Origin of the sequence: Edaphosphingomonas haloaromaticamans, from assembly GCF_001853345.1 — a bacterium.
Taxonomy (GTDB): domain Bacteria; phylum Pseudomonadota; class Alphaproteobacteria; order Sphingomonadales; family Sphingomonadaceae; genus Sphingomonas_E; species Sphingomonas_E fennica.
This window is the reverse complement of the sequence record NZ_MIPT01000001.1, coordinates 2212738-2224102: the sequence shown is the minus strand read 5'-3', so window position 1 is coordinate 2224102 and position 11365 is coordinate 2212738. Positions and strand designations below refer to the sequence as shown.

Genomic DNA, 11365 nt, shown 5'->3' with positions numbered 1-11365 from the left:
GGCGCCACGCCCGCGATAATCGCCAGTCGGTCCAACCGGCTCTCTATCGCGTTCTCGACACCTGTCATTGCGGCATCCTCGCGCCTGTCATCGACAGCGTGCTGGGGCTCTACGAAGCCTGTTCGGGACGCCGCTTCCGTGTCCGTGATGGCAGTTCGGCGCGTAACGGCCTGTCGGTCGACGAGCACCGCCTGCTCAATCTTCTGCACGAATCGAACAGCTGCGACGCGGCGCTGCTCGACGTCAGCCGTAATCCCGGACTTGCGTCCGCCATGCGCGTCGCGCTCCGCTCCACCCGGATCATGCTGCGCCTCACGTTCGGCCCCGCCGCGCCGTCGCAGCATCGCGGTGCAATGGCGCCGGCGCGGGTCGCCACCAACGACAGCGCGACGCTTGGATGTTGCGTGGGTTGAGGGGCCGATGGCGCCTGACGCTCCCGACCGTCCGGGCGATCCCGCAGCAATCTCCATCCTTCACAAAACTCTCAATCGCCGAACTCAATCCACACCGGTGCATGGTCGCTGGTCTTATCCCAACCGCGCGGGCGGGTGTCGACCTCCCCCGCGAGAAGCCGATCCAGCGCTGGAGGGTTGAACAGGAAATGGCCGATCCGGAGGCCAGCGTTGCGCTCGAATGAGCGGCGCCAATATTTCCAGAAGGTGTAGATTGTTTCGGTCGGATGCAGGAGGCGGATCGCATCTGTCCAGCCCTGATCCAGCAGCCGCTGCCAGGCTTTCCTGACCTCGGATGCGAAGAGCGCATCCTCTCGCCATCGTTCCGGGGCATAGACATCGATATCCGTGGGCATCACGTTGAAGTCTCCCGCCACGATCACCGGGGCTTCGAGATCGATCAGCGACGCCAGATGCGCCTGCAGCCGGTCAAACCAGCGCAGCTTGTAGTCGAACTTCGGGCCGGGACGCGGGTTGCCGTTCGGCAGATAGAGGCCGGCGATGAGGACGCCGTTCACCGCAGCCTCGATGTACCGGCTCTGCATGTCACCCGGATCGCCAGGAAGGCCACGCTCAGGCCTGTTACTGGCAAACATCGACCCATTGCGCGCCGGTGATCTCCACCATCCGACCGGGCTCTGTACGCAAGGCTGCATTTTTTGCGCCGGCTGCCAGTAAGCACAGGAAAGGCCGCAGGCTCTCGTCGCAATAGATGGGCAGCGCACGATGTCATGAAATTGTCCCCGATCCCGGATACTGGTCTAGTCCAGAATTGATTGGAGATTGACTATGGCGGATGCTGCCACATTCGGAACGGATCGGGAGAGCAGAAGCAAAGCCCGGTTTTCCAGAACGATCGCCGCAACTGTGGCGCTCCTCGGGTCAGTGCTGCCCGCCAGCCATGCCGAAGCCAGTGACCAGCCTGCGCCAGTTGCTGCCGCGCTTCAACCTTTGGCCGAATGGACCTTCGAACTGGATAACGCCTTGCCGCGGCGGGCTGACCCGGCGCCGAAGCGAGAAACACCGCCCTTACCCTTGATCTCGACGGAACTCGCAAGGCCAACTCTTTCAGGCATGAGGGCGACCGAGCGCAGAATGCTGGACGCCGAACAGCACGGAGAAGCCTTCACGGTGGAACTCTGGCTGCTCGACCACGTCAATCAGCGCATCGGCGCGCTGATTGACAGCGGCCAGCCGCGTCCCGACTGGGCCCTTGGCTATATCTCGGGCGAGGCGTTGTTTGGCCCGGTACGTGCGGATGGTATGCCGCTGCTGAAGGCGGAGACCGGCGAGGGATACAAGCGCCGCTGGCATCACGTCGTGGGCGTGCGAGACGGCGCGCGCTGGACGCTCTATGTGGACGGAGTCGTCAAGGGGCAGGCGGAGCTTCCCGCCAACGCTGTTTCCGACGCCTCGTTGCAACTGAGCGGCTTCTTCGAGGCGGAGCGCTTCATGCGCCTGGACGATCTGGTCAGGGCTGCGGCCATTTACGGTCGCGCGCTTAGTGCGGCGGAGGTCAAGGACGCGTTCGATCGCCGCACACGGCTCGTCGAGGAAGGCTGGCTGACCGACAAGGGGCTCCATTTCACTCAGCCCCCTTATCTCAATACGCCGACGACCACGTCTATCGAGCTTTCCTGGGAAACCAACCGTCCGGTCGCAACCACCGTTGAGTGGGGGGAGACGGCCGATGCACTGCAATCGCGCCAGATCCCGCGCGATGGCAAGCGGATCGGCGGACTACGCCTTGACGGGTTAAAGGTCGATACGCCGTATTTCTACCGTGTGACAGGGGTGGACACGCAAGGCAACGAAGTGCGATCCGGTCTTCTGTCATTCCGGACCGCGCCGCCGCCGGGAGTCCCCTTCACCATGGCGATCAGCGCCGACACCGAAGCACGCACCCATATCAACCGACGGATGAGCGCGCTCATCTGGGAAGAGCGCCCCAATGTCCTGCTACTTGCCGGCGATCTCACCGATGGCGGTTCGCTCGAGCGCCGCTTTGAATGGACGCATGAGTATTTCGCCGGCATGGGGCCGCTGTTCGGCCGGGTTCCGGTGATAGCGGCACCCGGAAACGGTGAGAGCGAACTGCACTGGTTCCGCCACTATCACCGCCAGCCCGGCGACGAGGCGTTCTTCAATATCCGCTACGGTGACGCCGAAATTTTCGTCATCGACAGCAATCTCGAAGATCGCGAAAAGCGCGAGCCTGGCTTCCGCGCGCGGCAGAGGGCCTGGCTGGATCAGGCGCTCGCTTCGTCGACCGCGAAATGGAAGATCGCCATGCATCATCATGCGCTGAGGTCCACCGACGAGGACGATTACGGCGATAGCTGGACAGGCGTGTCGCACGGCGGCGATCCGGTGGTGACGGCGGAACTGGAGCCGATCTACGAGAAGCACTCAGTCAACCTCGTCATTGTCGGTCACCTCCATACCTACGAGCGCAGCTGGCCAATCAGGGGCGGCAAGATCGATATGGCGAACGGCATCACTTATGTGCAGGTCGGAGGCATGGGCGGAAATCTGGAGGATTTCCAGCCGACCAAGCCGGGCTTCAACCGCAAGACCTTTCGTGACCATCATTATCTGATGCTGCGCGGCGCGGGGGACCGGCTTGAGGCCGAAGCCATCGATGCCGATGGCCATCTGCGCGACGCGTTCACCATTACCAAGTAGCGCATCTGTTCCGAAGTTCGCGCGTGGCTTCCGGTTGATATAATTGGTATAGTCCAGTAAATCATCCGCTTGCGCCAGGGCAATCCCCCTTGCGTCGGCCAGCGCTTCCACATCTTCCAGATTGGGCTCGACCAAATGATCGACAAACTATTCCATATAATCAATAAATTCGGACGTCTTACCTATGGCGAGGATATCACGCAGATCGAGCACGCGCTGCAATGCGCCCAACTCGCGCGTGAGGACCGGGCGGCCGATACGCTGATCGCTGCGGCATTGTTACACGATATTGGGCAGTTCATCGACGATGCCGGAAATGCCGCAGAGCAGCGCGGCATCGATGCCCGACACGAGGTCATCGGCGCGGCCTTTCTCGCCACCGCTTTCCCGGACAGCGTGACCGAACCTGTCAGGATGCATGTCGAGGCGAAGCGCTATCTCTGTGCGTCGGAGCCCGGCTACCGTTCAGCGCTGAGCCGCGCATCGGAACTCAGCCTCCAGCTTCAGGGTGGCCCGATGACTACAGCGGAGGCGAGCGCTTTTGCGCAAGCACGTTTCTTTGAAGAAGCAATCAGGTTGCGGCGCTACGATGACACCGGAAAACGCAAGAACTGGGCGGTTTCCGAACTCGAATCCTACCGCCCCCTTCTTGAGCGGCTGATCGGCGATCGCGCCGCGCGCGAAACATCGGACGGGCGCAACTAGCGCGTTCGGACGCGCCGCATACTCCTCCATCCCGCATAGTGAACGGAGCGCTCCAGCCAGGGAACGCCAGGCTGCCGATTCACGAGGCGCCCGCCGAGACCAGCAACCTGTCAGATGCTGGTCGCGCAGCTGTGCGAACTAAGGCCGGCATCCTGTCTGACACCCTTCAGCATTTCTCTCGCAAGCGCAGTATATGTAATCACCGTGTCATGACATTCTGGCCTATACCAGTTGACCGCTTGAAGGTGATTCGGATTTTAGCCGGCGATCCTGAACCGATCGGTCAGTTCGAGGGATTTATTCAAGGGAACCGATCATGCAATCGACCAGGCCGTCGGCCGTGCGCTCAGCCTTTCACCTATCCGCGTCCTGCGCCGCGCTTGCGGCAGCCTGCGTCCCTGCAATCGGCCATGCCGAAGATGCAGCGCCGGGCGAGACAATCGTCGTTACCGGTCAGCGGCTCAGTACCGAAACCGCGATCGGCGCCAAACGAACCGCGGATAATGTCGTGGACGTCATATCGGCGGACGATCTGGGCAAGTTGCCCGATGCCAATGTGGCAGACTCGCTCGCACGCGTCCCAGGGCTCTCGGTGATCGTCAACCAGGACACCGGTGAGGGCGAATATGTCACGGTACGCGGGCTCGCGGGCACCTATAATGCGGTGTCGATCAATGGCGTGCGCGTCGCGCAAACCAACCCCGACAGCCGTGACGTATCCCTGACCGTTCTCCCCCCCAACGGCCTTGCCGAGGTCCGCGTGACCAAGACGCTCACACCCGACCTGGATGGCGATGCGATTGGCGGCACCATCAATTTCCGGACGCCGACCGCCTTCGATTTCAAGGATTCCACGATCATCCGCCTCTACGGTGCCGCAGGCATCAACCAGCAGGCGGACAAGGCCGGTGAGAAGGCCGGTAGCTACCAGATCCAGGGCGACTTTGGCACCCGTTTTGCCGACGACCGCTTCGGCATTTTTGTTTCCGCCAATTATGGCGTGTCGCATGGCAATGGCCAGGAGACCGAGAATGATGGGGAGTGGGAGCCTTATAACTGGCGCAAGGACGCCGAAGAGATCATCGACGAAAGCAATATGCACCTTCCCGGCATCGACCTTGACTATCGGCGCCTCAAGCAGACCCGTTATGGCGGGAACATCTCCCTCGACTATCGCGGCGACGCGACCCAGCTTTACCTGCGGGGCCAGTATTCACGGCAGGAGCAACGCGGGACGAACGACCTCACCGATTATCGCAACCGTCCGACAGCGCGGCTGACCCAGGTCGACATCGAGGATCGCAACCTTGCGCAGCCCGATGCGATGATCGTCGGCGAAGATCCAGTTAAGGGCAAGATCTACGGCTATACCACCGCGCAGATCGTCGATCGCGACGGCGATGGGAGGATCACCGATGCCGACACAGGGACCAATGGATACTGGTCGCTGAACGGCCGCTCGGGCGTATGGAATCCGAAACAGTTCCAGTTCGCCCGCAATTTCGAAACGATCAATCTCGACCAGACCCTGTATACGGTCAACGCCGGTGGCAGCAGCCAGTTGGGCAAGCTGTCACTGGAGTATGATCTCAGCTATTCGGGCGGAGAACGCAGCAATCCCGACAGCTATTCGGTCAGCTATGGCTGCGACCAATGCGCCTGGCCGCTTAATGCGACGGGCATTGACTGGGTGTCGAGCAATCCCCGCTTTCCCAAGGCCGGGCTGCCCGCTTTCGCCCGCTTCGTCGAAACGGATTCTTCGCTTCTCCTCTTCGACGGCGCCTCGCACGAGCGCAGCAAGCAGACCGATAACCGCATCGCCTTCCGGCTGGACGGACGATATGATGTCGGCGGTGTGCTCGACCATGTGAAGGTGGGCGCCAAGTTCATGCGGTCGAAACGGAAATATGACAGCACCCGGCTATATGACGGCGACTTCGCCGGAACCCCGCTCGACGGGCTCAACCTCGATCAGTCGGGGCTGGTCGAGAAGGAAGTCACCAGTATGCTGGGCGGGCAATATTATTATGGCGACGTCTTCAGCCGGGAGGCCGTGATCGCGGCGATCAGGGCGGCCGAACAGGTCAATCCTTTCGCTCCCGACGACACGGATCAACTGGCGGACGACAAGCGGTCGACCGAGAAGGTCTACGCTGCCTATGCGCTGGCCAATTTCGATTTCGATACGCTAAGAGTGATCGCCGGCACCCGCATGGAACGCCGCGAGACACATAATGTGTTCTGGTCGGACGATGGCGCCAACAGCGGTTTCGACACGACCGATCGCGGGTATACTGTCCTGCTTCCCAGCGTGAACGCCATCTGGCGCCCCTCGCCGAAAGCCACTGTGCGTGCCGCGATCTGGACGGGCTATTCCCCGCCTGAATATGGATATATTTCCGCCGGCCAAAGCGTCACCCGCGAACCTGGCACTGGCGAGATCATCGCGATCAGCCGCGGCAATCCTGACCTCAAGGCGGCAAGGGCGCTGAACCTCGATTTGTCGGCGGAATATTATCCCGATTCCTCAAGCATCATCTCAGCAACCGCCTACTACAAGCGCATCCGCAATTTCATCTTCACCAACGGCAGCGAGGTTCCGGCAACAACGCCGAACGGCTCGATCGAGATCACCCAGCCACAGAATGGCGAGACGGCCAAGGTCTATGGCATGGAGTTCAATTTCATAAAGTCGCTGCAAGGACTACCCGAGCCGTTCGACGGTTTCGGGATCGAGGCCAATCTGACTGTGCAGCACAGCGAGGCCGAAACCGGTCTGCCCTATCGAAAGGGGCGCCCGATCCGCCTCATCAACACACCGCACCTGATGTACAATGCGGCGCTGACGTTCCAGAAATATGGAATCGAGGCGAAGCTGTCCTACAATTATCGCGGCAAGTTCATCGAGGATATGCGCGATAATGCGGTCGACAAATGGGTCCGTCCCAACAAGAGCCTCGATTTCCACTCGCGCTTCCATCTGACCGATCAGTTTGCGGTCGATTTCGATGTCGCCAATATCCTTGGCGGCTGGAAATACTGGACCACCAAGGGCGACAATCCTTCCTATATGAAGGACTATATGGAGCCGGGCCGCACCTTCCTGATGCGCGCCAGCTACGTGTTCTGACATGAGCCGGCCGCCATCCGCTATCTGGCGGGTGGCGGCCCGGCATTGCGCCTTGACCGCCCCGGACCCGGACGGCAAAGCTTCGCCATGCGACAAAGCGCTGACATGATCCCCATGGAGGGCAAGCCGGGCGAAGCGGCCGGGCCGCAATATCTGGCGCTGCGGGATCAGATCGCGTTCAATATCGAGATAGGCAAGCTGCCGGCGGGTTCCCGGCTTCCGTCGGAGCGGCAGTTCCAAACCAGTGCCGGCTTCGCGCGGGGCACCATCCGGCAGGCGCTGGCGCAGCTCGAAGCCGAAGGGCTGATCTACCGTCGCGACAGATCAGGCTGGTATGTCTCCCCGCCCGCCATCACTTATGATCCCACGCGCTGGGCGGGCTTCATGGCCTATGTCACCGAACAGGGCCGCACGCCGGCCACGATAACGCTGGCCAAATCAAGCATCAACGCGAACGCCGCGCTGGCCGACATATTCCGCGTCGCGCCCGGTTCGCCGCTCCACGTGATCGAGCGGATGCGGACGATCGACGGAAGGCCCGTGCTCGTTGAACGGATCACCGTCGATCCCGCGCTCGCTCCCGGCCTGCTCGATCACGATCTCGATGGCTCGCTGACGCAGATCCTCAAGCACAAATATGGCGTCGTCGTCGCGCGCAATCGTGTCGACATGCGGCCCTGCGCGCTGGCAAAGGAGGCCGCTGAAACGCTGGGCACTAAGCCGGGCGCGCCCAGCCTGACGGTGGTGCGGACGAGTTTCGACGAAAAGGGGCGCGTGGTCGAGTATGATCAGGAATATTGGCGCCACGACGCCATCCGTATCCACGTCGACCTGTCGGTACGTGGCGAACCGGACGCCTGATCACGGAACCCGCACATCCGGCGGAGAACCTATCGGCAAATGGCCCAGCGCCTCGGGCAGGTCGGCCACGGTGGCGATGACCAGATGGGCCCCCGCCGTCATCAGCCGATCGGTCGCGCGTGCGATCAGCCTTTGCCGTTCGTCTGGCGGCAGCATGGCGAGCGCCTGAGCGGTCAGGCCGATCTCGTTGCCGCTGGCGGCCACCCCGACCGTCCACATGCCCGCCGCCCGGCCTTCGGCGATGCCAACCTCGGTGTCATCGACCTTGACACAGGCGTAGGCGGGCCAGGCACCCAGTTCGACAAGGTTCTTCCAGGCCATGAGCGGAGAAGGACGCCCCTCAGGCGTTTCCCCGGCGCATACGACATGGTCGGGCCGGTAGCCCTGCTCCGCCGCGTAAGGCAGGATCGCCTCCATCATTGCGCGTGTATAACCGGTGCAGGAGCCGACCTTCACGCCGGCACGTTGCAGGCCGCACGCCACTTCCGCCGCGCCGGGGACCAGGATGGCGCATTCGCGTGCGGCCTCGATCATAGCGGGACCGATCGCTTCGAACAGCATTCGGGCGTCCTGGGGTGTCGCCTCGCTCCTCTTAGTCTCCGACCAGGCCTGGGCGATGCGCGGCTTGGCGAGCAGGCGGGCGATATGATCCCACTTCGCCCGGCCCATGTCCTCGTGCGCTTCCGCCTCGGTGATCGGCACGCCATGTTCGGCGAAGGTCTGGCATAGTGCGATCACCGGCGCCCGGCTGCCGAAATCGATCATCGTGCCGGCCCAGTCAAAGATCACCGCCCGGAGGGCGTCGGGAAAGGGAAAACGGGATTCCATCATATCGGTCAGTCCTCGAAGATTGAAGAAACCACATCCTCCGCCAGCGCGAACCCGGTCGAAGCGCCCGTGCCACTCGTCACCACCACCAGCCGCACGCCGGGCAACGGCTCGTGTATGATGCTGTGGTCGGGACCGCTGGCATAAGTGCCCGTCCACCGCTCGACGACGGGCGGCGCGCCGCCGAACAGGGCGGCGAACTGGCGCAGGATCATCGTTTCGGTAGCGGCGGACGAGAAGGGTTCCGGGGTCGGCGCATAGATGTGGCTGTCCCCGACGACGAGCGATCCATCCGCGCCTTGCACCACGATCAGATGGATGCCGTGATCCAGTTCATCGCGCGCCTCGCGCCGGAGGCGTTCTCTAAGCGGAGCGGCTTCCGGCAGATCGGCGTAACCCAGATAGCGCGCCATCGAGAGGTCGCTCATCACCGGGTTGGGCAACTGCCATCCAGGCGGGGCCAGGCGGAGCATCTGCAACTGGCAGCGTGTAATGCCCGCCTCCGCAAAGGAAGCAGGGAAGAGGCTAGACCAGTCGTCGCCGGGGCAGGCGATGATGCGAGGCGCGGCGATGCGCTCGCCGTTGCTCAAAATAATCGCGCCCGGCTCGATCCGGCTGGCGGCAACGCCCCGGACGAAGCGCACATTCCAAGCGTTTTGCAGCCATTTTGCCAACAGGGGGATGGCGCTGCGCGATTCTACCCGCAGGTCCGCGCTGGACAGCAGCGCCGCGGTGATTTCGCCGCTCAGTTCAGGACAGTGGCGGCGTGCCTGTGCGGCTGTCAGGCGTTCGCAGCTCTCGCCCATCTCGGTGGCGGCAAAGGCGTCGATCACGATGGCGGCCTCGGCGCGCTGTGCAACCATCAGCAATCCCTGCTGCTCGATCGAGATTCCGGCGCGCGGGGCGATGTCGCGCCAGATCGCTGCGCTGCGGCGCGCGAGATCCCATACCCGACCCCGCTGCTGTCCGGTCACGGTGACAAAGCCGAAATTGCGGATCGAAGCCCCGTTTGCCTGCGCGTCGCGATCGACGACAAGGACCCGCTTTCCCTTCTTTACTGCCGCAAGCGCATGAGCTAGGCCGACGATCCCGGCCCCGACAATGGCAAGGTCAGGCGACGGATGGGCGAACATGGTGTTTCCCGACATGGAAATGGAACCAGGCAGCCGAACAGACGGTCAGCACTGCTACCGCGATGGCCGCGAAATAGGCGCAAGAGATATAGAAGGAGAGCCAGTCCATCGATGGGGCTGCCATGCTTCGATACAGAAGCAACGCAACGCTGCCGACATAGCCCGAACTGTCCGCGATATAGATCAGAAAACCAGCATTGCCCACATGGCCGAGTGCGGCGATCATGCGGTCAAACAGCATCGCGTTGAACGGCGTATAAGCGAGGTAGAGTCCGGCGCCAGTCAGGATCATATAGGGGAATGGCGCAAGCCATCCGTACTGGAACGCCAGCGTTGAGAGGCCCAGCAGTAGCGCGCCGATCAGGATGATTCCGTGCATGGCCAACAGAGCCCGCATATTGTCGCGGATGAGCGTCAGCGCACCCAACGCGGTCAGAGCGACGATCATAACTGGCAGTTCGGAGGCGGAGAATACTGAAGCGATGCCACCCTGGCCCATGGCCATCCAGAGCTCGGCCGCGAAGTTGTCGCGGAAGTCCCGGATCGCGGTCAACAGGACATAGCCCGATACGAGCAGGAGCATGGCGACGCCATGATTGCGGAGGAAACTTGCACGCTCCCGCGCACGCATCGGGACGCGTGCTGTGCGCTCGGCGATGTCGCGGTCATCGGGGGGCGGCATCCGCTCGAGCAACCACAGCGACAACAGGAGAAGCGGAAAGAAGAGAGCCCCCGTAACCGCCGGCATCCAGAATTCTCCCACGCCCCAGTCCATGACCAGGATCGCAACCGATTTGACGACACCCGACGAGAGGATGAAGCTCGCGCAGAGCAGCGCGCCCATCGCCTCGGATGCGCGGCGCCCTTCGACATAGCTGAACACCAGGCCCCAGATCATGCCGAGTGGCAGTCCGTTCAGGAACAGAAAGCCGATGTTCCATGGCGCGGGCACGGCCCCGAACAGGATGAGCGCGAGCCAGGAGATGCCAATCAGCGTCAGAATAGCGCCCGCCCGCCCGGTCCGCCCGAACTCGGCGATCATACGGATGCCGATCAGCTTCGATAGTGCGTAGCCCAGAACCTGGGCGATCAGCAGTGTCGTCTTGTAATCGAGATCGAAGAACAGAGCGGGCTGGTCAGCGAATGTCGCCGCCGCGAATGGCTTGCGAAAGGCATACATCGAAAAATAGGCGCAGAATGCCGCCGCGGCTCCCGCGCCGAGCGAAACGATTGTCGTTCGCGTAGCTTTTTCGATTCGTTCAAACACGTCATATCCAGATTATCGAAGTCAATCTGGTATGGACCAGTTTTGGGTCAGAATGGTGACATGGTCATCGTCATCTGATCGGCGCGCAGATCTCGCCTATATAGCCTCACATCCGGTCGCCACTCGGGACGGCCACACCATAATGCCTCGTTCGGGAAGGCTCGGATGGAGCGGGACCATTTGTGTTTCGGCTGTTCAGGCAATGGGCATCCTCGGTCCGTTCGCCTGAACCCGTCGGGGCCGATCAGGCCTCGGGGTTTGATTGCGGTGTATAGGGGTCAGGCTTTGGCCATGACGGCTCCCT

The 11365-nt window shown here is 62.2% G+C and carries 9 protein-coding genes; 5 read left to right on the top strand and 4 right to left on the bottom strand.

The window, feature by feature from the left end:
- On the top strand, positions 1-413 hold a 413-nt coding region (locus tag BHE75_RS10320), incomplete at its 5' end, for a hypothetical protein (RefSeq protein WP_191225181.1).
- A gap of 71 nt (positions 414-484) precedes the next feature.
- On the opposite strand, the gene BHE75_RS10315 is transcribed toward BHE75_RS10320, so the two are convergent.
- Positions 485-1108, bottom strand: a complete 624-nt coding sequence (locus BHE75_RS10315) for an exodeoxyribonuclease III (RefSeq protein ID WP_081997458.1) — start codon at positions 1106-1108, stop codon at positions 485-487.
- A gap of 133 nt (positions 1109-1241) precedes the next feature.
- Here BHE75_RS10315 and BHE75_RS10310 point away from each other — a divergent pair, with 133 nt between their 5' ends.
- The 4 genes from BHE75_RS10310 to BHE75_RS10295 all read left to right on the top strand — a co-directional run bounded on the left by BHE75_RS10310 (position 1242) and on the right by BHE75_RS10295 (position 7833).
- Positions 1242-3137 carry a metallophosphoesterase gene (locus BHE75_RS10310; protein ID WP_084653104.1) on the top strand — a complete coding sequence of 632 codons (1896 nt, stop codon included), beginning with the start codon at positions 1242-1244 and terminating at the stop codon, positions 3135-3137.
- 135 nt (positions 3138-3272) lie between these two features.
- On the top strand, positions 3273-3842 hold the full coding sequence (locus tag BHE75_RS10305; protein WP_070935734.1) for an HD domain-containing protein: 570 nt from the start codon (positions 3273-3275) through the stop codon (positions 3840-3842).
- A gap of 316 nt (positions 3843-4158) precedes the next feature.
- Positions 4159-6972 carry a TonB-dependent receptor gene (locus BHE75_RS10300; protein WP_070933810.1) on the top strand — a complete coding sequence of 938 codons (2814 nt, stop codon included), beginning with the start codon at positions 4159-4161 and terminating at the stop codon, positions 6970-6972.
- 105 nt (positions 6973-7077) lie between these two features.
- Positions 7078-7833 carry a UTRA domain-containing protein gene (locus BHE75_RS10295; protein ID WP_254684417.1) on the top strand — a complete coding sequence of 252 codons (756 nt, stop codon included), beginning with the start codon at positions 7078-7080 and terminating at the stop codon, positions 7831-7833.
- Here the strand turns inward: BHE75_RS10295 and phnX are convergent, their stop codons facing one another.
- From phnX to BHE75_RS10280, 3 genes are read right to left on the bottom strand one after another with little or no spacing between them, the layout of a single operon-like run.
- Positions 7834-8664: a phosphonoacetaldehyde hydrolase gene (gene phnX / locus BHE75_RS10290; RefSeq protein WP_254684416.1), complete on the bottom strand. Its 831-nt coding sequence runs from the start codon at positions 8662-8664 to the stop codon at positions 7834-7836.
- Between the two features lie 5 nt (positions 8665-8669).
- Positions 8670-9794 carry a TIGR03364 family FAD-dependent oxidoreductase gene (locus BHE75_RS10285; protein WP_070933809.1) on the bottom strand — a complete coding sequence of 375 codons (1125 nt, stop codon included), beginning with the start codon at positions 9792-9794 and terminating at the stop codon, positions 8670-8672.
- Positions 9772-11061 carry a DUF5690 family protein gene (locus tag BHE75_RS10280; RefSeq protein ID WP_254684415.1) on the bottom strand — a complete coding sequence of 430 codons (1290 nt, stop codon included), beginning with the start codon at positions 11059-11061 and terminating at the stop codon, positions 9772-9774. The genes BHE75_RS10285 and BHE75_RS10280 overlap by 23 nt, the downstream gene beginning before the upstream one ends.
- Positions 11062-11365 lie beyond the last annotated feature (304 nt).